General features: G+C 71.4%; 19 protein-coding genes and 1 tRNA gene. 9 read left to right on the forward strand and 11 right to left on the reverse strand.

Annotation, left to right across the window (positions count from 1 at the left end; all coding sequences use genetic code 11):
• The first annotated feature begins 45 nt into the window (after positions 1–45).
• Positions 46–387, forward strand: coding sequence for a hypothetical protein (locus ACIA3K_RS09715; RefSeq protein ID WP_396800194.1), 342 nt, complete (start codon positions 46–48; stop codon positions 385–387).
• Here ACIA3K_RS09715 and ACIA3K_RS09720 read toward each other — a convergent pair.
• From ACIA3K_RS09720 to ACIA3K_RS09750, 7 genes are all read right to left on the reverse strand, one after another.
• Complete coding sequence (locus ACIA3K_RS09720; protein ID WP_396800195.1) at positions 374–1,882, reverse strand: serine/threonine-protein kinase; 1,509 nt, start codon at positions 1,880–1,882, stop codon at positions 374–376. The genes ACIA3K_RS09715 and ACIA3K_RS09720 overlap by 14 nt on opposite strands.
• Before the next feature lie 30 nt (positions 1,883–1,912).
• Entirely contained in the window at positions 1,913–2,368 is a 456-nt protein-coding gene (locus ACIA3K_RS09725; RefSeq protein WP_396800196.1) for a hypothetical protein, read from the reverse strand.
• Between the two features lie 144 nt (positions 2,369–2,512).
• Positions 2,513–6,142, reverse strand: a complete 3,630-nt coding sequence (locus ACIA3K_RS09730) for an adenylate/guanylate cyclase domain-containing protein (protein WP_396800197.1) — start codon at positions 6,140–6,142, stop codon at positions 2,513–2,515.
• Positions 6,139–6,966: an MBL fold metallo-hydrolase gene (locus ACIA3K_RS09735; protein ID WP_396800198.1), complete on the reverse strand. Its 828-nt coding sequence runs from the start codon at positions 6,964–6,966 to the stop codon at positions 6,139–6,141. The genes ACIA3K_RS09730 and ACIA3K_RS09735 overlap by 4 nt, the downstream gene beginning before the upstream one ends.
• A gap of 113 nt (positions 6,967–7,079) precedes the next feature.
• Complete coding sequence (locus ACIA3K_RS09740; protein WP_396800200.1) at positions 7,080–7,541, reverse strand: RidA family protein; 462 nt, start codon at positions 7,539–7,541, stop codon at positions 7,080–7,082.
• A gap of 55 nt (positions 7,542–7,596) precedes the next feature.
• A complete protein-coding gene (locus ACIA3K_RS09745; RefSeq protein ID WP_007466198.1) occupies positions 7,597–7,752 on the reverse strand; it encodes a DUF4177 domain-containing protein in 156 nt (51 codons plus the stop codon).
• Positions 7,753–7,796: 44 nt separating this feature from the next.
• Positions 7,797–8,282: a hypothetical protein gene (locus ACIA3K_RS09750; RefSeq protein ID WP_396800202.1), complete on the reverse strand. Its 486-nt coding sequence runs from the start codon at positions 8,280–8,282 to the stop codon at positions 7,797–7,799.
• A gap of 651 nt (positions 8,283–8,933) precedes the next feature.
• Here ACIA3K_RS09750 and ACIA3K_RS09755 point away from each other — a divergent pair.
• The 3 genes from ACIA3K_RS09755 to ACIA3K_RS09765 are packed head-to-tail and all read left to right on the forward strand — an operon-like array spanning position 8,934 to position 11,848.
• Complete coding sequence (locus ACIA3K_RS09755) at positions 8,934–9,638, forward strand: hypothetical protein (protein WP_396800304.1); 705 nt, start codon at positions 8,934–8,936, stop codon at positions 9,636–9,638.
• Between the two features lie 26 nt (positions 9,639–9,664).
• The gene (locus tag ACIA3K_RS09760) at positions 9,665–10,642 is read left to right on the forward strand and encodes an ArsA-related P-loop ATPase (protein WP_396800204.1); all 978 of its coding nucleotides are present in this window, start codon (positions 9,665–9,667) and stop codon (positions 10,640–10,642) included.
• Positions 10,643–10,699: 57 nt separating this feature from the next.
• Positions 10,700–11,848 (forward strand): ArsA-related P-loop ATPase, encoded by a 1,149-nt coding sequence (locus ACIA3K_RS09765; protein ID WP_355052536.1) that lies wholly within the window; start codon positions 10,700–10,702, stop codon positions 11,846–11,848.
• 6 nt (positions 11,849–11,854) lie between these two features.
• Here the strand turns inward: ACIA3K_RS09765 and ACIA3K_RS09770 are convergent, their stop codons facing one another.
• Positions 11,855–12,175, reverse strand: coding sequence for a WhiB family transcriptional regulator (locus ACIA3K_RS09770; RefSeq protein ID WP_396800206.1), 321 nt, complete (start codon positions 12,173–12,175; stop codon positions 11,855–11,857).
• A 402-nt stretch (positions 12,176–12,577) separates the two neighbouring features.
• Here ACIA3K_RS09770 and ACIA3K_RS09775 point away from each other — a divergent pair, with 402 nt between their 5' ends.
• On the forward strand, positions 12,578–15,016 hold the full coding sequence (locus ACIA3K_RS09775) for a penicillin-binding protein (RefSeq protein WP_396800208.1): 2,439 nt from the start codon (positions 12,578–12,580) through the stop codon (positions 15,014–15,016).
• Between the two features lie 494 nt (positions 15,017–15,510).
• Positions 15,511–15,780 carry a hypothetical protein gene (locus ACIA3K_RS09780; RefSeq protein WP_396800210.1) on the forward strand — a complete coding sequence of 90 codons (270 nt, stop codon included), beginning with the start codon at positions 15,511–15,513 and terminating at the stop codon, positions 15,778–15,780.
• 213 nt (positions 15,781–15,993) lie between these two features.
• On the opposite strand, the gene ACIA3K_RS09785 is transcribed toward ACIA3K_RS09780, so the two are convergent.
• Positions 15,994–16,449, reverse strand: coding sequence for a GatB/YqeY domain-containing protein (locus ACIA3K_RS09785; protein WP_396800211.1), 456 nt, complete (start codon positions 16,447–16,449; stop codon positions 15,994–15,996).
• 25 nt (positions 16,450–16,474) lie between these two features.
• Between ACIA3K_RS09785 and ACIA3K_RS09790 the strand changes: the two genes are divergently transcribed.
• Complete coding sequence (locus ACIA3K_RS09790; RefSeq protein WP_355052540.1) at positions 16,475–17,368, forward strand: metallophosphoesterase; 894 nt, start codon at positions 16,475–16,477, stop codon at positions 17,366–17,368.
• Between the two features lie 185 nt (positions 17,369–17,553).
• A tRNA-Pro gene (locus tag ACIA3K_RS09795) sits at positions 17,554–17,630 on the forward strand.
• A 67-nt stretch (positions 17,631–17,697) separates the two neighbouring features.
• Here ACIA3K_RS09795 and ACIA3K_RS09800 read toward each other — a convergent pair.
• Positions 17,698–18,171: a hypothetical protein gene (locus ACIA3K_RS09800; RefSeq protein WP_396800212.1), complete on the reverse strand. Its 474-nt coding sequence runs from the start codon at positions 18,169–18,171 to the stop codon at positions 17,698–17,700.
• Positions 18,172–18,290: 119 nt separating this feature from the next.
• Between ACIA3K_RS09800 and ACIA3K_RS09805 the strand changes: the two genes are divergently transcribed.
• Positions 18,291–19,574 carry an MFS transporter gene (locus ACIA3K_RS09805; RefSeq protein ID WP_396800214.1) on the forward strand — a complete coding sequence of 428 codons (1,284 nt, stop codon included), beginning with the start codon at positions 18,291–18,293 and terminating at the stop codon, positions 19,572–19,574.
• Positions 19,575–19,920: 346 nt separating this feature from the next.
• Here ACIA3K_RS09805 and ACIA3K_RS09810 read toward each other — a convergent pair whose 3' ends face one another.
• Complete coding sequence (locus ACIA3K_RS09810; RefSeq protein ID WP_396800216.1) at positions 19,921–21,627, reverse strand: bifunctional metallophosphatase/5'-nucleotidase; 1,707 nt, start codon at positions 21,625–21,627, stop codon at positions 19,921–19,923.
• Positions 21,628–21,711 lie beyond the last annotated feature (84 nt).

The raw sequence follows: 21,711 nt of genomic DNA on the forward strand, positions 1-21,711 counted from the left end.
CGCCTCTGCGGTTGACAGCGAGCCGGGTCACGACATGCTGGAAGGGTGAATCGACTCTCCAGGATCGATGCGCGGATGGTGGCGGCGGTCGCGGCGCCGGGTGCCCTCGCGCTGCTCATCCTGCTGGTCGTCCTGCGCCGGCAGGACCTCGTCGGGGTCGTTCTCGCGCTGCTGTGCGTGCTGCTGGCGACGGTTGCCACGGTCGCCGTGTCCGCCGCCCGACAGCGTGACGAACCGGAGCCGGCGGAGCAGCCGCACCCCACCGCCTTACCGGACCTGATGCCGTACGGCATCGACGCGGACACCCTCGACGCGCTGGACAGCCGGGACGCGTTGCGGGCGGTGCGGGAGCGGGGACGAGCGCGCGGCGGGTTCAGCGACCGGTGAGAGTGGGGGCGGTGAGCGCGTCGACGCCCCGGCCGGCCAGGCAGCGGTAGACCCGGTCGATGTTGCCGTCGACGGGGGGCAACACCTCCAGGTGCCAGCCGGCCGGCTCGGTGATCTCGGTGGTCAGCCGGAACGTCGTGGTGCTGCAGACCTGTCGTACCTGCTCGGCGGCGACCACCTCGTCGTGGTCCGCGCCCAGCAGCGGCACCGGCAGGACGCCCTCGGCGTACGCCTCCCAGGTGTGCCGGCCGTCGCAGGGGACCCGCGCGGCCTCCGCACGTTCGCCGCGGATGCGCACCGGGCCGAAGCACTCCAGTTCGGGCAGACAGTGGGCGCCACTGGGCAGTTCGGTCGGCACGCCGGCACAACCGGGCAGTGGTCCGGTCGCCGGCGCCGCGACCCGGGTCACCGAGGGGGACGGGCTGGGCGACCCGTCAGTGCTGGCCACCCAGGCGCCGGTGGTGGCGGAGGCGGCGAGCGCCAGCACGCCGGCGCCTCCGAGGAACCAGCGTCGCCGCCAGCGCCGGCCGCCGGGCACGCCGGGGCGGGTGTCCTCGACCGGTGGACGGGGACCGGGCTGGCCCGTGCCGTACAGGCCGGACCTGGGCGAGCCACCGCCGATCGAGGCGCCACCACTGATGGGGGCGCCACTCACCGGGGCGGCCGGCCCGCCGAACGGCAGGGTGGCGAGCAGGTCGTGCAGTTCGAGGGCGGACGGCCGATCGCCCGGATCGTTGGCCATGCCGAGCCGCAGCACGTCGATCAGCTCGTCCGGGACGCCGGGCAGGGCGGGGATGGGCTGGCTGAACATCTCCAGCACGGTCACCAGACTGGGGTTGCGCTCGGACTGCCACCGCGGCGGTCGGCCGTGCATCACCGCGTAGAGGGTGGCGCAGAGCGCGTACACGTCAACGGCCGGCGATGGCGGGCTGTGGCTGAACATCTCCGGTGGCGCGTACGCCGGGGTGAGCACCTCCAGGGTGACCGAGGCGTCCCGAGCCTCGGCCAGTACGGCCAGCCCGAAGTCGGCAAGCACCGCCGAGTTGAAGTGCGAGTACAGGATGTTCGCGGGCTTGACGTCCCGGTGCAGCACTCCGGCACCGTGCGAGTGGGCCAACGCGTCGGCGATCTTGATGCCGAGGTCGCGGGCCTCCACCGGGCCGAGCGGCGAGTTGCGCATCCGCTCGGCGTACGACCCGTCGCAGAGTTCCATGATCAGGTACGGGTGCTGGTCGACGGTGACGCCGACGTCGAAGAGGTCCACGACGTGCGGGTGCGACGACATCCGTCCGGCCGCCCGCGCCTCGCGCAGGAAGCGGGCCTGGTCGCGTTCGCTGTCCAGCGTGCGATTTTCCACCTTGACGGCGACCTCGCGGTCGACGGAGATCTGGGTGGCCTGGTAGACGGTGGCGTAACCACCTCGGGCAAAGACCCGCAAATCAGTCAGACCGGGCACGATCGGCACCGGCAGGCCGCCGGTCGGGGTGTCGGTCACCGCTCGAAAATACCCAACCCTGCCGGTGGCTCAGCGCACCGCGTCCGCCGAAGCGGCCGGCGCTGGAGCGGCAGAGGCGGGCGGCGTGCCCCGGCGAGCGTCCACCCGCAGGCCGATTGCGGTCGCCACCGCACCGAGCCCTTCCCACGCGGCCACGCCGAAGAACCTGTCGGGAGCGATGTCGGCCAGCACGGCGATGGTGAACACGGTGAAGGTGACCAACCGGAACACCACCGTGAACCGGTAGAACGACCGCCACTCGGTGACCGTCGCGAGCAGGTAGTAGACGCCCATGTTGAACGCCGCCATCGAGGACGCCAGCAGGAAGGTGCCGGTGTAGTCACCGGAGGAACGTGTCGCCGGCACCTCGAACCCGAGCATGCGCAACTGCGCCTCCGGCCAGAGCAGTCCCACGGCGCCCATCACGAGCGCCAGGACGCCGAAGACCGCGATGGTCCAGCCGGCGACGGAACGCGGCAGCTTCATGGTGGGCCTCCCCCAGGCACGGCGACGGTCACCACTGTGGAGCACCGCGCGGTGGTGACACGCTAGCCGCTCCCCGGGACAACCACATCCCCAGAACCGCCAAAACCCACCGAACCCCACCCGCCCTCGGCGGCGATCATGAAGTTATTGCGTCGACACGCCGGCGTCGGTGGCGACAACTTCATGATCACCAAGCGGGGGGCTCGTGGGGGTCAGGCGCTCCCGGAGGGCTTTGGCGGCCCGTCGTTCGCTGCGCTGTTCCGTCGCGTACGCCAGGCGGACCGCCTCGTCGGCGCAGGACCGGGCCTCGGCCGGGTGACCGCAGGCCGCCAACGCCTCGGCGAGCACGCTCGCCGCGATCACCTGGCTGCGTACGTCCTCGGCGGGTGCGGCGACCGCCCGTCGGGCCCAGTCCAGCCCCTGCTCCAGCTGACCGTGGGCAAGCAGAGCCGACGCGTACCGGGCCATCGTCTGGCGGCGGGACAGGAGCAGGGAGGGCGTGGTGGCGGCGGCCGTCGCCACGGGGGCGAGCAGCCCGACCGCGGTCGCCGGATCGCCGGCCGCCAGTCGGGCGGTGGCCAGCAGCACCCGGGGCGCGACCTGCGCCGGCGCCTGCGGGTTGTGCGGCTCGACGGCCGTCAACACCGCCCGGGCAGCCTGCTCGGCGGTCTCGTGGTCGCCCATGTCCAGCGCCACGAAGCCGCGCAGCGTGCCGGCCATCCCGGTGAGCAGCGGGTGGGAGGTCTGTTCGGCGTACACCAGGGCGTCGGTGAGCAGGTCGGCCGCGTGTTCCGGCTCGCCCAGCCCGCGCGCCACGACGGCCCGGACCACCAGCGCGAACCCGCGCCCCCAGTCGTCGGAGGCGGCCGCGAACTCGCGGTACGCGCGGCGGGCCTCCCGGTCCGCCTCGGCCAGGTCGCCCAGCTCGGCGGTGGCGAACGCGGCGACCGCGCGCAGCGTACCCACCGCCCACGCCTCGCCCACCCGCTCGCCGAAGGGCAGGAAGACCTGCGCCAGGCGGCACGCCTCGCGCAGCCGACCGGCGAGCAGCCGGGCGAACGCGGTGGTGCCCCGGAGCCAGGCCCGACCGTACGGGTCCTTCAGCTCGGCGAAGAGCCGTGCGGCCCGACCGAGCACGGCGTCGGTGCCGGCGAAGTCGCCCCGGGTGGTGGTCACCCACGCCAGGTTCTGCAGCGACCAGGCCTGCCCGCGCCGATCCTGCGCGGCGAGGCTGACCTGGTACGCGGCGGCCAGCCGGCTGCTCGCCTGGCTCAGCCGACCGGCCACGAAGTCGCCCATGCCGAGCCGGCGCATGGCGGACGCGCGCAGCGTGGGCAGCCCTTCGGCGGTGGCCACCTGCAACGCCTCCTGCCAGGCGGCCTCCGCCCGGCCCTGCTCACCGAGCGTCTGCTGGGCCTGCCCGGCGAGCAGCAGGGCGCTGGCCCGGGTGGCGTCGTCCCCCGCGTTCGCGGCGATCTTCTCGGCGAAGGCGAGCGCGTCCACGACCCGACCGATCTGCAACAGCGCGCGGGCGTGCACCACCCGGTCGGTCGCCGGCACCCCGTCGCGGGCCAGTTCGCTGGCGCGTTCGGCGTACTCGACGGCGAGGGCGGGCTCCCCGGCGGACAGCGAGCGGCGGGCGGCCCGGCCGAGTGCGGCGATCCCGAGCGGGACCACCGCGCGGGCCGGCGCGTCCGGTCGCAGTTTCACCGCGTCGGCGAGCGTGGCCGCCCGCTGCACGTGTGCGGCCACGAAGTCGTCGCGGGCCTCCTCCGAGAAGCCGCCCGCCGTGACACCCTCGGCCGGCGCGGCCCAGCGGGCCAACGCGGCGTGCCGCTCGGCCAACTCCGCCTTGCTCACCCCGGCGTACGCGGCCTCCCGCATGAGCGGGGTGGCGAACGCGTACCCGGAGCGGGTGCGGTGCAGCATGCGGCGTTGCAGCAGCTCCTCGACGGCCCGGTCGAACTCGACGGCGACCACCGCCGACGGTCTCCCGTCCCGGCGCTGTTCGCGGAGCGCTTCCAGCGCGCCCGTCGGCACGGTGTCGCCGACGACGGCGGCGTCGCGCAGCACGGAACGGGCGTCCGGGGGCAGCGCGTCGATCCGGGCGGCGAGGACGGCCGCGAGGTCCCGGGAGAGCAGCCGGCTGCCCAGCGAGCCGGGTACCAACCGCCAGCCGGACGAGTCCTGGTCCCGCGTGTTGGCGGCGGTGGTCAGCGCGCCACGCTCGATCAGCAGGGTGACCAACTCGGCCAGGTAGAACGGGTTGCCCTGGGCGGTGGCGAGCAGCCGGTCGGCGTCCGCCGGCGGCAACTTCCCGCCGCCGAGATAACTGGTGAGCAGGCGGGCCGCGTCGGCGCCCCGCAGCGGCGGCAGGGAGTGCACCTCGGCGTCCGCGACCCGGGTCAACGCACCGGCGGTACGGACCAGCTCGGGGCGGCCGAGCAGCAGGACGAGCACCGGGCCGGTGAGTCGGGAGAGGGTCGCCCCGAGGGCGCTGATGGTCTCGGCGGTCGCGTCGTGCAGGTCGTCCACCACGATCACCAGCGGCGCTTCCGAGGCGAGCCCACTGAGCAGGTCGGCCACGGCGCTCGGCACCGCCTCGGCGTCGGCGGCCGCCGTACCCGCGGCGCCCCACTCGCCGTTGTCGGTGCCGGCGTGCGCGGGCAGTTCGGCGTAGCCGAGCAGGGCGAGCAGTTGGTCATTGGCGATCGGAACCGTCTCACCCGAGCGGGCGAGACGCTGGCCGAGTCGGCGTAGCCGCTCCTCCACGGCCGGCCGGGTCAGCGCGGTGGCCGCGTCGCTGGGGAGACCGACGGCGGCACGGACCAGGTCGGCCAGGGGCGCGAGCCGACGCCGCTCGCCGAAGGCGGCGCAGCGCACCGACAGCACCCGCGCGCCGGTGTGCGCCGCGTACCGGCCGGCGCCCACGTCGTACCCGGCCGCGAGGCGCTCGACCTCGGCGGCGAACCGGGACTTGCCGATGCCCGCCTCGGCGGTCATCAGCAGCACCCGCGGGTCACCCTGGTCGATCACCTCGGCGAGTCGGCCGGCGATCCGCCCGATCTCGGTCTCCCGGCCCACGTAGGGCGCCTCGTCGCCGAGACCCGAGCGGGTGCCCGGCGCGTCCAACAGGCCCAGCAGCTCGTACGCCTCGACCGGTTCCCGCTTGCCCTTGAGCCGCAGCGGGCGCAGCGCCCGCCAGGAGGCGACGTGCCGGGTGGCGGCGGCGGTGCGCCCGCCGGCGTAGACCGCGCCGACGGCAGCGGCGTCGGCCAGCCGGGCGGCGGTGTTCACCGTGTCGCCGATGACCGTGTACTCGATGGCGGCCTGGATGCCCGCGATGACGTCGCCCGTGTTCAGGCCGACCCGCAGACCGAGCGGCGCGCCGCCGCCCCGCTCGTCGTCGAGCACCCGGCGCACCGCCCGCTGCATCGACAGGGCGGCCCGGACGGCCCGCTCGGCGTCGTCCTCGTGCGCCACCGGGGCCCCGAAGACCGCCATGATCCCGTCGCCGGTCAGCTTGTCGACGTGCCCGCCGAAGGTCTTGACGGCACCGGCCAGGGCGGCGAGCACGCGGTCGGTGACCGCGCCGACGCGTTCCGGGTCGAGGTCCTCCGACCAGGAGGTGAATTCGGAGAGGTCACCGAAGAGAACGGTGACGACCCGGCGCTCGGCCGCCGGCAACGAGGCGGCCGCCGGTAGCGCGGCGCCGCAGTTGTGGCAGAACCGTGCGCCGGGGACGGCGACGGTTCCGCACACCGGGCAGGTCACGTGTGCTCCAACCCACTGACCCCCGGCGCGGATTCCCCGCTGTCGACGCCCAGATACTCCAGCTGGGCACGGACCGACCATTCCGCCGCCCACCAGAGCGAGCGGTCCACGTCCGCGTAGACCGCCGCGACCACGTCGGCGGGCGTCCGGGCGCCGGCGTCGACAGCCGACCGGACCTGGTCGAGCCGGGCACGCCGGTGGGCGAGGTAGAACTCGGCGGCGGCGGCGCAGTCGGCCAGCGCCGGGCCGTGGCCCGGCAGCGCCGCGATCCCGGTGTACGAGGACAGCAGCTCGAGGCTGCCCAGGTAGTCGCCGAGGTTCCCGTCCGGGTGGGCCACCACGGTGGTACCGCGGCCCAGGATGGTGTCACCGGTGAGCACCACCCGCTCGTCGCCGCACTCAACCAGGAAGCAGACCGAGTCGGCGGTGTGTCCGGGGGTGTTCAGCAGGCGGATGCCGAGGGTGTCGTCGAGCGTGGTCTCGGCGCTCAGTGGCGTACCGCCGATGGTGTGCGCCGGGTCGGCGGCGAGGACCGGCGCACCGACCAGTTCACGCAGGCGGGCGGCGCCCTCGGTGTGGTCGGGGTGCCCGTGGGTGATGAGGATCAGGCCGATCGGGCCCTGCTCCGCGATCCGCTTCAGGTGCCCCTCGTCGGCCGGCCCGGGGTCGACCACCACGGCGTGGTCGGCGTCCGGCGCGCGCAGCACCCAGGTGTTGGTCCCGTCGAGGGTCATCGGCCCCGGGTTGGGCGCGCGTAGCAGCGAAACCCACGCCGGCAGCTCGCCAGCCAACGCCGCCACGGCCCCAGTCACGTGCCCGCTCATGGCTGCGATCGTACGACCCCGCCCGACACTCCCCGCGATCTTGCACTTCCTGCTGTTACTTCATGCCTGTTCACGGCATTCGTCGGGACAGGAAGTGCAAGATCGCGGTGGGGTCAGGCGACCTCGACGATCAGTTCGATCTCCACCGGGGCGTCCAGGGGGAGTTCGGCCACGCCTACCGCGCTTCTCGCGTGACGGCCGGCCTCGCCGAAGACGGTGCCGAACAGGTCGGAGGCACCGTTGATCACGGCGGGCTGGCCGATGAACCCGGGGGCCGAGGCCACGAAACCGGTCACCTTGACCACCTTGACCACGTTCTCCAGGCCGACCAGCGAGTCGACCGCCGCCAGCGCGTTGAGCGCGCACCGCTGGGCGAGATCCTTGGCCTGCTCGGCGGAGATCCCCGCGCCGACCTTGCCGGTCGCCAGGAGCTTACCCTCGGCCATGGGCAACTGGCCCGAGACGTACACGTGCTGCCCGGACTGCACGGCCGGCACGTAGCTGGCCACCGGCGGCACCACGTCGGGCAGTTCGAGACCCAGCTCGGCGAGCTTCGCGTGGGGGCCGTTGCTCATCGCGTCACCTCGTCGTTCGCGATCGCGGAGCGTCGCCGCGCCGGAGTACCGGCGCTCACGCCTTGGGCCGCTTCAGGTATGCCACGAGCTGGTCCGGGTTGGGGCCGGGGACCACGGCGACGAGCTCCCACCCGTCCTCACCCCAGTTGTCGAGGATCTGCTTGGTCGCGTGGACCAGCAGAGGGACCGTGGAGTATTCCCACTTCTGCATCGCTGGAGGGCTCCCTCGTGGTGCGGACTTCGTCGAGGCACAGCCTACGGTCCGCTGGCCGGGCGGGGCGCGGGACGTTGCTCCGGCGTGGCCGGCAGCTCTCCACAGGGCCCCTCGTGCCCGTACCCCTGCGGGCAACGCGAGCGGTCGGGCAGCAACAGGTCGCAGAAGACCCGGTGCCGGTTGTTCTGGTCGTCCGCGTTCGACACGGTCGTCTCGCCCGCGTCCAGTTCCGGCAGGAAGCCCAGCGACACCGCGACCCGCCCGGCCAACATGGTCGCCGCCGCCAGATCGGGCACCCGGATCGGCAGGTGGATGACGAAGCCCGGCTCGTCGTCGTCCCGCAACCGCTCGACCGGTCGGTTCGACGCTCGGGCGATCTCCGGCGGCTCCGAAACCCGGCGGTACGACCGCTCGTTGATGGGCAGGTTGCCGACCAGCCCGCCGGCCACCTCACCCGTGGACCCGAGCCGCCGTTGCCGGTCGTTGGTCGGGAAGTGGGTGCGAGGGATGTTGTCCGCGTCGCGCATGAACTGCCTCCGGTCGTACCTCTCGGATCACGCTTCCGGTCGGGTTCAACCAACCGTTCCGGTCCCCCGCACCGGGACGAAGGTAGGTCCACGGGGGCGGTCCCGCCAACAGGACGCGCACGATCAGTCACCCTGAGTCACATATGTGACAGACCGGAGGCAGGAATCCCGACTGCGTCGGATGTCACCATCCGCTTCTCCGGGTCCAGAAGCGACGTACGGCGCGGTAGGGGCGACACCGAACCGGCGGTCGGCCGCTACCCTCTCGGTCGGACGGTCGCGCAGCGCCCGGCCGCCCGCTCGATCTCGCTCGGCGCCCGGGGTGGCGGCCGGGCGCCGCACCCCCGGGGGAACGAGATGACCCAACCGCCCAGCGGCGACCAGGCCGGCCCGCGCGCTCTTCCGCCGGCCCACCCGGACCCCACCGCCCAGCCCGAGGCAGCGGCCAGCCCCGGGCAGTCCGACCCGACGATCTCCACCGGCGAGTCCGGCACGCCGGCCACACCGGGCCAGCCCGTCATCCCGGCCCAGCCCGGCCCGTCGACGCAGCCCAGCCAGCCCGCCGGGGCCAGCCAGCCGGCGCTCCCCGAACAGAGCGCCGGGTCCGGCCAATCCGTCCCCGGTGGTCAGCTCGCCCTCCCCGGCCAGCCCGTGCCCGGTCAGCCCGTCTCCGGCCAGCCCGTCTCCGGCCAGCCCGTCTCCGGCCAGCCCGTCTCCGGCCAGCCTGTCTCTTCCGGCCAGCTTGGGGCAGGGGCGTTTCCCGCGCAGCCCGGAGCGCCGGTCGCCCCCGCCCCGCCCGGTGGCGTCCCGCCGACCGGAGGCCCGGCCGACACGTCGGCGCTGCCCGTCTCCCCGGGCGCGATTCCGCCGCCCCCGCCCGGCTACCCGCCGTACGCCGGCGGCACCGAGCCGAAGAAGAAGCGCGGCCTGCTGATCGCGGCCATCGCGCTGGCCGTGATCATGGTGCTCTGCGTGGGCGGTGGCGTCGTAACGTTCCTGACCCTGCGTAACGCCGAGTCCGGCGAGGGCGCGAAGGAGCCGGCGGTCGCCGTCGACGAGTTCCTCACCGCCGTCTACAAGGATCGGGACGCCGGGAAGGCCGCCGACCACGTCTGCGCCGCCTCGCGCGACGACAAGAAGATCGCCGCCAAGGTGGCCGAGGTGGAGAAGTACGCCGCCACGTACCAGAACCCCCGGTTCAAGTGGACCACCCCGAAGGTCGACAACCAGACCGGCGACCGGGCCACCGTCTCCACGCGGGTCACCATGACCACGGCCGACGAGAAGGTGGCCGACCAGGACCTGCGCTTCACCGTGGTGCAGAAGACGGGTTGGTGGGTCTGCGAGGTCGCGTGACCCGTCGCCCTGGATAGGCTCGACGGGTGCGTGCACCTGAGCGGCCGTCCGACCCGGCCGGTAGCGGATGGTCGGCCCGCCTCCACGTCGTGACCGGCAAGGGCGGCACCGGCAAGACCAGCGTGGCGGCAGCGCTGGCCCTGGCGCTGGCTGCCGGTGGCCGGCGCACCCTGCTGGTGGAGGTGGAGGGGCGACAGGGCATCGCCCAACTCTTCGGCCTCGACCCGCTGCCGTACGAGGAGCGACACCTCGCCGACGCGCCCGGCGGTGGTGAGGTGCGCGCGCTCGCGGTGGACGCCGAGGAGGCCCTGCTCGAATACCTCGACATGTTCTACAAGCTGGGCGCGGCGGGGCGGGCGCTGCGCAAGCTGGGGGCCATCGACTTCGCCACCACCATCGCCCCGGGCCTGCGGGACGTGCTGCTCACCGGCAAGGTGAAGGAGGCCACGACCCGCACCTCGGGGCAGCGGCGCGCGTACGACGCCGTGGTCCTGGACGCGCCGCCCACCGGTCGGATCGGTCGTTTCCTCAACGTGACGGCCGAGACGGCCCGGCTCGCCAAGGTCGGCCCGATCAAGACCCAGAGCGACGGGGTGTCCGCGCTGCTGCGCTCCCCGATGACGGCCGTGCACGTGGTCACCCTCCTGGAGGAGATGCCGGTGCAGGAGACGGTCGACGCCATCGCCGACCTGACGTCCCTCGGCTTCGGCATCGGGAAGGTGATCGTCAACGGCGCCCGGCCCGCGCTGCCGGCCGGCCCTGCGGTCACCGCGGCGGACCTGCGGCGGGGTCTGGTCGCCGCTGGCCTGCCGGCCGATCAGGACATCGTGGCCGGGTTGCACGACGAAGCACGGGACCAGCTCATCCGGCGCGAACTGGAGGATTCCCTCCGCGCCGACCTGGTGGAGCTGGGGCTGCCGATGGTCGAGCTGCCGTTGCTGCCGGACGGGGTGGACCGGACGGGCCTCGCGGCCCTGGCCCAGGCCCTCGTCCACGCCGATTGACTCACACCTGAGCTCAGCACGGGCGCATGGACCGACGCGGCCCGATACGCTCGATTGGTGCCTTCCGAAGACGCGGCGCCGCAGCTGGACGTCGACCAGATCCTCGCCGACCCGGGCGTGCGGATCGTCGTGTGCTGCGGTGCCGGCGGGGTGGGAAAGACGACCACGGCCGCCGCGCTGGCGCTGCGGGCCGCCGAGCAGCACGGCCGCCGCACCGTGGTGCTCACCATCGACCCGGCCCGCCGGCTCGCCCAGTCGCTGGGCCTGACCGAGCTGGACAACACGCCCCGGCAGGTCAAGGGCATCGACGTCGAGGCCAGCGGCGGTGAGCTGCACGCCATGATGCTGGACATGAAGCGCACCTTCGACGACGTGGTGCTCCAGCACACCGACCCGACGAAGGCCGCGGAGATCTTCGCGAACCCGTTCTACCAGGCCATGAGCTCGACATTCGCCGGCACCCAGGAATACATGGCGATGGAGAAGCTGGGCCAGTTGCACGCGCGCGGCGAGTGGGACCTGATCGTGGTGGACACCCCGCCGTCCCGCTCGGCGCTGGACTTCCTGGACGCGCCGGCCCGACTCTCCCGCTTCCTCGACGGTCGGATGCTGCGCCTGCTGCTGGCACCGGCGCGCAGTGGCGGGCGGAGCATGTTCAGCCTGGTCACGGCGTCGTTCGGGATGTTCTCGAAGGTGGTGCAGAAGGTTCTCGGCGCGCAGCTGCTCACCGACCTGTCCGGCTTCGTGGCCGCACTCGACTCGATGTTCGGGGGCTTCCGGCAGCGGGCCGAGCAGACGTACCGCATCCTCCAGGCGGGGGAGACGGCCTTCCTGCTGGTCGCGACGCCGGAGCCGGACGCGGTCCGGGAGGCCGCCTACTTCGCGGGCCGCCTGCGCGAGGAGAAGATGCCGCTCGCCGGCCTGGTGCTCAACCGGGTGCACCGCCCGGTGGTCCCGAAGCTGGACGCCGAGCGGAGTCGCGCCGCCGCGGAGCGGCTGGCCGAGCTGGGTGGCCACGAGGGCACCGCCGACGTGCTGCGGGCGCACGCGGCGCTGGCACGTCAGGCGGTACGCGAGCAGCAGGTCGCCGCGCGGTTCACCGAGGCGTTCCCGGCGGTGCCGGCGGTGTCGGTGACGGCGCAGCCCGCCGACGTGCACGACGTCGACGGGCTACGGACGATCGGCGCGGCGATCAGCCGGTCGTGAGCGGCGTCAGGTTGCCGCGGTGACCAGGATCTTGTCCTTGCCGGCCTTGTCCTTGCTGTTCTTCTTCATCGCTGCCTCGAACATCTTGCGCCAGCTCGTCACCTGCGGGTGACGACGCAGCAACGCTCGGCGTTCGCGTTCGGTCATACCGCCCCACACACCGAACTCGATCCGGTTGTCCAGCGCGTCGGCCAGGCACTCGTACCGAACTGGGCAGCTCCGGCAGATCCGCTTGGCCACGTTCTGTTCGGCGCCCTGTACGAACAACGCGTCCGGGTCCCCGTTCTGACACGCCGCCAGCGACGGCCAGTCAGTGATCATGCCCATGTGTACTCGTCCCCCCTTGCAGTACCTACCGACCTCGTTGCACGGCAGCCGGCAATTCCCCCCGATCGCCCGGCTCGCCTTCCCCAAGGCGGCGCGGACGACATGTGGCGCTGTCGCCGCCATCATCATGCTCTGTAGTCGACCGATTACGCAACGTTGTCGGCGAAATCCATCATTCCGGACACTCCCGGCTTCCCGGGCTCTCGACCGCCGGTTACCCCGCCGAGGTCCACGAAAACGCTGCGCCGCCTCCACCAAACGGAGGAGACTCACGCCGATCACACGCAACCTCGTACCGGGGGTCATGCGTTTAGCACAACGAGGGCAGCGCGCGCAGGAAATGGGGAAAGACGCCCAGGCGCCCCTCGTTCCCTACTCGCGTACCATGCCGAGGTGACCTGGATGCGGAAACGTGACCACAATGTGCTGACCAACGCCGCATCGCTGCTCATATGTGGCCTGTTGGCTGGCGTGGTGGTCGCTGCGGCGGCCTTCCCCGCGGTGGCGATGTCCGGACTGGCCGCGAAGGCCGGCGCCGAGACATTCGGCAACCTGCCAACGGAGCTGACGGTGGCCCGCGCGCCACAGATCAGCTACCTGTTGGCCTCGGACGGCAAGACCCCGCTTGCGACGATGTACGACGAGAACCGGCGAGACGTGAAGCACGCCGACATCTCGCCGTACATGATCAAGGCCATCATCGCGGCCGAGGATCACGACTTCTACAAGCACAACGGCGTCGACATCAACGGTGTCGCCCGCGCGTTCGTCAACAACCAGAACGAGAGCGCCGGCCGCCAGGGCGCCTCGACGCTGACCATGCAGTACGTCCGGCTGGCGATCGCCTACTCGGCCACCCACCCGGCCGACGTGGTCGCGGCGACCGAGGACACGAGCGCCCGCAAGCTCCGCGAGATGCGCCTCGCCCTCCAGGTCGACAAGGAGTTCTCCAAGGACGAGATCCTGACCCGCTACCTCAACCTCGCCTCGTTCGGCAATGGCGCGTACGGCATCTACGCGGCCAGCCAGGTCTACTTCGGCAAGCCGCCGAGCAAGCTGAAGATCGAGGAAGCGGCGCTGCTGGCCGGCATGGTCAAGGCCCCGACGACGAACGACCCGACCACCAAGAGCGGTTACCCGCTGGCGCTGGACCGTCGTAACTACGTCATCCAGAACATGGTCGACACCAAGGCCATCACCCAGCAGGAGGCCGACGCCGCCAAGGCGGTCAAGCTGAAGGTGCAGGACAAGCGCACCCCGAACGGCTGTGTCGCGACCAACGTCAACAGCTGGGGCTTCTTCTGCGACTACTTCTACCGCTGGTGGATGCAGCAGCCGACGTTCGGCTCGACCTCGTACGACCGTGAGCGCCGGCTCAAGAGCGGCGGCTACACCGTCGTCACGTCGATCGACGTCCAGGCGCAGAAGGGCGCCGACAAGGCGGTCCGCAAGGCCAAGGGCGAGAACAGCAAGGAAGCCGCCATGGTCGCCGTGGTCGAGCCGGGCACGGGCCGGGTGCGGGCGCTGGCGGTCAACCGGCAGTTCAAGCTGGACGACCCGAAGAACCGGAAGAACAAGCTTTCCAGCGATCCGGCGAAGAGCAAGCGGGGCATCCGGGGCAACTACCCGGCGACGGTCAACCCGCTGCTCACCGGCGGCGACGGCATCGCCGGCTACCAGGCCGGCTCGACCTTCAAGATCTTCACGATCGTGGCGGCCCTGGAGAAGGGCGTTCCGCTCAGCTACTCGATGAACGCGCCGCAGCAGTTCAAGTCGGAGTACATCATCGAAAGCGGCAGCGAAGCGGCCTGCCCCGGCACCCACTTCTACTGCCCGACCAACTCCGGCAAGAAGGCCGGTGGCGTGCAGAACATGTGGACCGCGTTCGCCCAGTCGGTCAACACGTACTTCGTGCCGCTGGAGCAGCAGGTCGGCGCGGAGAACGTGGTCGACGTCGCCAAGCGGGCCGGCATCCAGTTCCGGGCCAGCAACGACGCCAAGTTCGCCGCTACGAAGGAGGCGGCCCACCAGTGGGGCGCCTTCACCCTGGGCGTCTCCTCCACCACTCCGCTGGACCTGGCCAACGCGTACGCGACCCTCGCGGCGGACGGCAAGTACTGCGAGCCGATCCCGGTGCAGGAGATCCGCGACCCGGAGGGCAAGAAGCTGGACATCGCCAACCCGCGCTGTGAGAAGCGGTTCAGCACCGAGGTAGCCCGCGCCGCCGTCGACGCCGCTCGCTGCCCGGTCGGCGACAACTCCAAGACCAGCAAGTGCGGCAGCAGCCGTACGGCCGCCGTGGTGAAGGGCATCGTCGACGCGCCGGTGGCCGGCAAGTCCGGCACCACCGACTCCGAGAAGACCGCCGCGCTGGTCGCGATGACCAAGCAGTACGCGGTGGCCGGCATCATGGCCGACCCGGACTGGCCGCAGACGAACGTCAAGATGAAGCACGCCGAGAAGGACGGCATCAACCCGCCGGTGTACGAGACGCTGCGGGACGCCATGAAGGGCAAGCCGCGCATCAACTTCGAACCCCCGGGCCAGAAGATCTCCGAGGGTGACCAGCGCAGCATCCCCGACGTGAAGTGCCAGCCGGTCGACACGGCGAAGTCCCGGATCAAGGGCGCGGGCTTCGAGCCCGTCGTGTCCGAAACGAAGGTGGCGTCGTCCTGCCCGGCGGGCACCGCCGCCGGCACCAGCCCGGACGGGCGCACCATCAAGGGCGGCGTGGTCACCATCCAGATCAGCACCGGCGCCGGCGGCACTCCGCCGGACAGCAACAAGCCGGGGCAGCCCGGCAACCCGCCCGGCCGACCCGGTAACCGTCCGGGCGGCTGAGGCCCGGCAACACACGCGAACGGGCGGGCACCCTCTCTCGAGGGTGCCCGCCCGTTCTGTTAGACGCGCGGGCACCCTCTCTCGGGGGTGCCCGCCCGTTCTGTTAGACGCCGACGCCTCACTGACGCGGGCCCAGCGAAGACGCGGCACAGTCTCTGATCCGCTGCAAAGAATTGCACCCACTGCTCCGAGCACTCGTGCGGCCAGCGACAACTTTTCTGCCCACTACGTCGACTCTTTTGGGAGGCATAGACAGCAAGCCATCACAAAAACCACATACCGTCCACCAAACAATGACCACCTTCACTCTTGCTTGCGCCTCAGCCCGTCCTATAGAGTCGTCATTAAGTCCTTAACGCAGACGGGGGAAAGACATGCGGATCAGGCGTATTCTTAGCACGATGACGGCAAGCGTGGTTGCCGCAATTTCTGTTACCACGGCGATAGGTTCACCGGCTAGCGCCGCGACTGCTTACGGGTGCGGCTATCCACAGGTGTGCTTCTACAAGACTCAGGCCAAGTGGAACGCGAGGACGTGGACGGCCGCCTACAAGGATGTCACCAGCTCCTACCAGAACCTCAGCTCAGGGGCGTACGGCTCCTACTACGTCTACAACTCCCGCAACGACGACGGTGCCCTGCTGCACTACACGAACGGCTACACGCGCTGCCTCGGCCCGAACGAGTACGTCAACAACAACAGCACTCCGACGGGCTTCTGGACGGTGGACAAAATCCGCATCATGGATTCGCCGAACTGTTAATAGTCGCCCTTGCTGAATGCGCGACAAAATTGCTGATACATAAATACTGCGGCCCGCTGTCCGAACTGAAACTCGAACAGCGGGCCGCAGCGCGCGAGTAGAAGCTTGCCTTCGGTTCAGACCATATTTCGGTCTGGCGCACAGCCGATACTTCGCAGCCCAACTTTTGCGGACGTGGTTGACAATTTCTGCAGAAGCGGTTACCGAAAGGCACTAGACCGACAGCTGTCGTCGTACCTCGGCGGCGACCCGACCCCCCTCGGCCTGGCCGGCCACCGCGGCCTGGGCCGCCTTCATGGCCGGGCCCATCTGGGCCTTCCCGGTGAAGCCGCCCGCGGCGAGCGCCCCCGCGACCAGGTCGGTCAGCTCGGCATCCGAGAGCTGCTCGGGCAGGTAGCGGTCCAGCACCTCGCCCTCGGCGGTCTCCTTGGCGGCCTGCTCGGTGCGGCCCGCGTCGGCGAAGGCGGTGGCCGCCTCCCGGCGCTTCTTGGCCTCCTTGGTCAACACCGCGAGCACCTCGTCATCGGTGAGCTCGCGCTTGGCCTTGCCGGCCACCTCGGCGGTGCCGACGGCAGCCAGGGCCATCCGCAGCGTGGAGGTCGTCAGCTCGTCGCGCGCCTTGAGCGCGGAACGCATGTCGGCGGTGAGGCGGTCCTTCAGCGTGCTCATGGACGGTCAAACTACCCTGAACGCCATGCGAAAGCGCACACTATTCCGCCTCGCCGCCGGAACCGCAGCGGTTGGCGCGACCACCCTCGCGTACGCGTCGCTCGTCGAGCGCAACCTGTTCACCCTGCGGCGGTACGACGTGCCGATGCTCCCGGCCGACGCGGAGCCGCTGCGCGTGCTGCACCTGTCGGATCTGCACATGATGCCCAACCAGGCCCGCAAACAGCGCTGGGTGGCGTCGCTGGCCGCCCTGGATCCCGACCTGGTGGTGGTGACCGGCGACAACATGGCGCACCCCGGTGCGGTGCCGGGCGTGCTGCGGGCGCTGCAACCGCTGCTGGACTATCCGGGGGCGTTCGTGTTCGGGTCGAACGACTACACCGGGCCGGTGCTGAAGAACCCCTTCAGCTACTTCCTGCCCGACCGGGAGTACACCGAGGGCGTCGAGCTGCCCTACGAGGAGCTACGCCAGGTCTTCACCGGCGCCGGTTGGGCAGACCTGAACAACGCCCGGACGAGCCTCAAGGCCGGCGGCCGGGAGCTGGACCTCGTCGGCGTCGACGACCCCCACATCGACCGGGACGACTACCCGGCCGTGTCGGGCCGGGTGGCGTCCTCCGCCGACCTGTCCATCGCCGTGACGCACTCCCCCGAACCGCGGGTGCTCGACCAGATGGCCGCCGACGGCTTCGGCCTCCTGCTGGCCGGGCACACCCACGGCGGGCAGGTGTGCGTCCCCGGGTACGGGGCGCTGGTCACCAACTGCGGCCTGCCCCGCTCGATGGCGCGCGGGCTGCACCGGTGGCCGGGCTCGGACTCGTGGCTGCACGTCTCCGCCGGCCTCGGCACCCACCCGACGGCCCCGGTCCGCTTCGCCTGCCCCCCGGAGGCGAGCATCCTGACCCTCATCCCCCGCTAGCTTGATCGACTCGCCGTTGATCGACTCGCCGTTGATCGACTCGACTTCCCGCAAACCGGCCCATCCACCCGGACCGGACACCGCGCGTTCAGGGAAGCCGAGTCGATCATCCCGGTCGGGCTCAGGCGGCGGGGGTACCGAGTTTGACCATCGGAGCGGGTGGGCTACTATTTGTCGGCACGCCTCGGGGTGTGGCGCAGCTTGGTAGCGCGCTTCGTTCGGGACGAAGAGGTCGTCGGTTCGAATCCGGCCACCCCGACCAGAGGTAAGAGGGCACATCCGATCGATCGGATGTGCCCTCTTCGCGTCGCGGCCCTGCCCTATCGCCGTCAGTCGTGCCGCTCGTTTCGCTCGATCTCGGTGAACGCGGCGGCCAGGTAGCCGTCCAACGGCGCACCCGTCACCGCCAGCAGATCGGCCACCAGCAGCGGGGCGTGCCGGGCCAGGGCGGACGCGTCCGGGGGCGCGTCGTCGCCCTCGGGGTCGTACACGCCCAGCGCGCCGGCCAACAGGACCAGCACCACGTGCGGGTCGACCTCCGACCGCCAGCGCATCGCGTCCTGCACGCAGCGCGCCAGCACCTGGCGGATGTCGTCACCGTCCAACCCATCCGGGTGGCTCTCCTCTAGCAGGAGCCGGACCACCGTCCCGAGCACCAGACCGGACCGCTCGTCAGCCGCCAGGTCGGCGACCGCCTCGTCGTACTCCTCATCGTCACGGGCCTGGGCGGCGGCGACGGCTGCCGTGGCGGTCACCGCGATGGCGCGGGCGGAAGCAGGCAGGTGTCGCCAGGTGCCGGTCATCGGGCCAGCATCGCAGACCGGGCCGACACCGGCTGCCGTCGTGGCGTTGGTCACCGCGAGCCCGAGCTTCGTCCAAAAGGGTTCGCCTGACGTCACACCCAACGCACAGAATGCCGGACATGCTGCGTCGCGCCCTACCTCGCCGTCCAGAAGCCCGCCGGATCCTCCTCGGCACCTTGCTGTCGGCGATCGGGCGCGGCCTGACCCTGCCGTTCCTGTTCATCTACCTGACCGACGTACGCGGACTCACCGATGCCCGCGCCGGGCTCGTGATCGGCTGGTACGGCGCGGTCACCCTGGCCCTGTCGCCGCTGGGCGGGACGCTGATCGACCGGTTCGGCGCACGTCGGATCGTGCTGCCGTGCCTGCTGATCGAGGCGGTCGGGACCGGCTCGCTGGCGCTTGTCGACTCGGCCGGGTCAGCCCTGCTGGTGATGACCGTGATCGCCGTCGGCAGCTCGGCGATCTGGTCCGGGCAGAACACGATCCTCGCCTCGCTGACTGACGACGGTGAGCGGCAACGCGTCTTCGGGCTGAACTTCGCCCTGCTCAACCTGGGTATCGGCATCGGTGGCATGACGTCCGGCGCGATCGTCGACACCGCCCGCCTCGGCACCTTCCAGACGATCTACCTGCTGGACGCGGTGACCTACCTGCTGCCGGCGATCATCCTGCTCACCCTGCCGGGAGTGGGTCACCGGCTCGGCAGCCGTCGCGGCGTCGACGAGCCGTCGCCCGGCGGTTACCTCACCGTGCTCCGCGACCGCCCGTTCCGACGGCTGGTGATCTTCGGCCTGATCCTCACCACCTGCGGATACGCACAGATCGAGGTGGGCTTCGCCGCGTACGCGGTACGGGTCGCCGAGGTGCACACCCGAGTGGTGGCGTGGGCGCTCGCCGCCAACACCGTGATGATCGTCCTCGCCCAACTGGTGGTGATCCGCCGGATGGACGGACGCAGCCGTACCCGGGCGCTGGCCGTGGTGGGCGCCGTGTTCGCCACCGCCTGGCTGGTCCTCGGCGCGGCTGGGCTGGTCAGCGGCACGAACGCCCTGCTGGCCGCCGTGTGCGTGGTGGCCTGCTCGGCGATCTTCGGCTTCGGCGAGACGATGCTGTCACCGGTCATGCCCGCGTTGACCAACGCGCTGGCCACCGACGAGCTACGCGGCCGCTACAACGCGATGAGTTCGATGATCTTCGGAATCAGCGGTGTCATCGGCCCGGTGACCGCCGGCCCGCTGATCGGCGCCGCCGACGGGAAGGTCTGGGTGGCGACGGTGGTCGGAGGCTGCTTGGTCGCCTCCCTGGTCGCGCTCTCGCTGCGCCGACTGCTCAGCGCCGATCAGGACGGCCGGATGACGCCGGCCCCCACGACCCCCAACCCGACCCCCGCCCCCGTCTGACACCCCGACACGCCTCCCGCCCGGCGCGCGGCGCGCGTCGCTCGGCGCGCGGTGCCCGGTGCCCGACGCCCGGCGCCCGGCGCCCGGCGCCCAAGATCCGCGCAAGTTCCCCGATGTTGCTGTCTCCGGCGCGCGTGAGGCAGCAACATCCCCGATGTTGCGCGGATCTTGCTCGCGGAGCCGCCGATTCCGCAAGATCGCGCTCGATCCTGGATCGAGTGGCATCCGCACGCCCGCAGGCCACTACTTCCAGGTTGGAGCGCGATCATGCGACCGACGGGAACAGGGCGGGACGGATCAGGCCCCGGAGCGGGTGCTCCGGGGCCCGACGTCGCGGGGTCGGCCGTCAGGCGGCGGGGACCTCGGCGGTGGTGCGGATACGGTCGAGCGCCGGGGCGGAGACCGGCGACTGCGCGGTCAGGTACGCCACCAGAGCGTCCAGGTCGATCAGGCCGGTGACCTGGTTGGTGCCGCCGGTGAGTGCGCTGAAGCCGTCGCCGCCGCCGGCGAGGAAGTTGTTCACCGTCACCCGGTAGGTGGCGGCCGTGTCGACGGCGGTGCCACCGACGGTGAGGCTGCCCCGGACCACCCGGGTGCCGGCGCACGGGTCGGCCGCGGTGCCGGTGGCGCCGGCCGGGTCGACCACGTAGCCGACGGTCGACGACGGGTACAGCGTCCGGCCGGTGACGAACTGCTGCTCGAGTACGCAGTAGAGCTGCGCCCCGGTCAGGTCGAGGGTCACCAGGTTGTTGGCGAACGGCTGCACCGTGAACGCCTCTCCGTAGGTGACCGGCCCGGCGTTGAGGTCGGCCCGGACACCGCCGGGGTTCATGAAGGCGGCCACCGCATTCTGTTCGTCGTCGGTGGCGGCGAGCTGCGCGTCGGCGACCAGGTTGCCCAGTGGGGATTCGCCCAGGGTCGTACCGAAGAGGGTTTCCTGGGTCTTGGTGATGGCTTCGGTGGTCTCGCCGACCTGGCGGTCGGCGACCGGGCCGAGCACGGTCTTGTAGCGGTCGATCAGGGCGGTCTGCTTCGGGTCCTTGGCGACGTCCCGGGTGACGACCACGTTGTTCGCGGCGGCGGAGATCACGTCACCGCTGTGCCGGTCGATCTTGAGGTCGATGTCGGTGACGAGGCGGCCGAAGGAGCTGGCGCTGGTGACCAGCTTGCCGTTGATGTTGCAGTTGTACGCCTGGTGGGTGTGACCGCTGACCACCACGTCGATCGACGGGTCCATCCGGTTGGCGATGTCCACGATGGGCCCGGTCATGCCGACGCAGTCGTTGATGCCACCGGTCGCCGCCTGGGCACCGCCCTCGTGCAGGAGCACGACGATGGTCTGTACGCCCTTACGGCGCAGCTCGCGGGCGTACCGGTTGGCGGTCTCCGCCTCGTCGGCGAAGGTGAGACCGGCGACGCCCTGCTGGCTGACGATCTGCGGGGTGCCTTCCAGGGTCATCCCGATGAAGCCGACCTTGACGCCCTGCACCTTGTGGATCGCGTACGGCGCCATGAGCGGCTTGCCGGTGGCGGTCTTGAAGGCGTTGGCGGAGAGGTACTTGAAGCCGGCGCCCCGGTACGGGGTGCCATCGGCGCAGCCGTCCACCGGGTGGCAGCCACCGTTCTGGATGCGCAGCAGCTCGGCGGCGCCCTCGTCGAACTCGTGGTTGCCGACGCTGGCGTAGTCCAGACCGGCCATGCTCAGCGCCTCGATGGTCGGCTCGTCGTGGAACGCGGCGGAGAGCAGCGGCGACGCGCCGATCAGGTCGCCGGCGGCGACGGTGATGGTGTTCTTCTTCTTCGCGGCGGCGCGCAGCTCGGCCAGGTGGGTCGCGAGGTATTCGACGCCGCCCGCGGTCTGGCCGGCGATGGTGCCGCTGGAGCCGCTCGGCGGTTCGAGGTTGCCGTGGAAGTCGTTGAGGGCCAGCAGGGTGACGTCGACCGGCTTCGGTCGCGCGTCGGCCTGCTCTCCGGTGGTGGCGACCGCGCCGAGCGCTGCCACCGCGAGCGCGGTCAGGCCGACAGCGGCCCGACGCATCCCGGGTACGGACATGGAACTCCTCGTGAGAATCGACGCGTGCGGTGCCCGGCCTGTGGGCCGACCGGGCCGCCGACCGACACCGTCGGAGAGGGTCGG

The organism is Micromonospora sp. NPDC051543 (genome assembly GCF_044454415.1).
In the GTDB taxonomy this organism is placed as follows: Bacteria; Actinomycetota; Actinomycetes; order Mycobacteriales; family Micromonosporaceae; genus Micromonospora.

Bases quoted from the DNA above. Each gene is read 5' to 3' on its own strand.
- ACIA3K_RS09750 (WP_396800202.1), bottom strand. From the start codon at position 8,282: ATGCGCGACGCGGACAACATCCCTCGCACCCACTTCCCGACCAACGAC.
- ACIA3K_RS09745 (WP_007466198.1), bottom strand. From the start codon at position 7,752: ATGCAGAAGTGGGAATACTCCACGGTCCCTCTGCTGGTCCACGCGACC.
- ACIA3K_RS09770 (WP_396800206.1), bottom strand. From the start codon at position 12,175: ATGGGCATGATCACTGACTGGCCGTCGCTGGCGGCGTGTCAGAACGGG.
- ACIA3K_RS09790 (WP_355052540.1), top strand. From the start codon at position 16,475: ATGCGAAAGCGCACACTATTCCGCCTCGCCGCCGGAACCGCAGCGGTT.
- ACIA3K_RS09810 (WP_396800216.1), bottom strand. From the start codon at position 21,627: ATGTCCGTACCCGGGATGCGTCGGGCCGCTGTCGGCCTGACCGCGCTC.
- ACIA3K_RS09775 (WP_396800208.1), top strand. From the start codon at position 12,578: ATGCGGAAACGTGACCACAATGTGCTGACCAACGCCGCATCGCTGCTC.
- ACIA3K_RS09735 (WP_396800198.1), bottom strand. From the start codon at position 6,966: ATGAGCGGGCACGTGACTGGGGCCGTGGCGGCGTTGGCTGGCGAGCTG.
- ACIA3K_RS09725 (WP_396800196.1), bottom strand. From the start codon at position 2,368: ATGAAGCTGCCGCGTTCCGTCGCCGGCTGGACCATCGCGGTCTTCGGC.
- ACIA3K_RS09800 (WP_396800212.1), bottom strand. From the start codon at position 18,171: ATGACCGGCACCTGGCGACACCTGCCTGCTTCCGCCCGCGCCATCGCG.
- ACIA3K_RS09740 (WP_396800200.1), bottom strand. From the start codon at position 7,541: ATGAGCAACGGCCCCCACGCGAAGCTCGCCGAGCTGGGTCTCGAACTG.
- ACIA3K_RS09805 (WP_396800214.1), top strand. From the start codon at position 18,291: ATGCTGCGTCGCGCCCTACCTCGCCGTCCAGAAGCCCGCCGGATCCTC.
- ACIA3K_RS09785 (WP_396800211.1), bottom strand. From the start codon at position 16,449: ATGAGCACGCTGAAGGACCGCCTCACCGCCGACATGCGTTCCGCGCTC.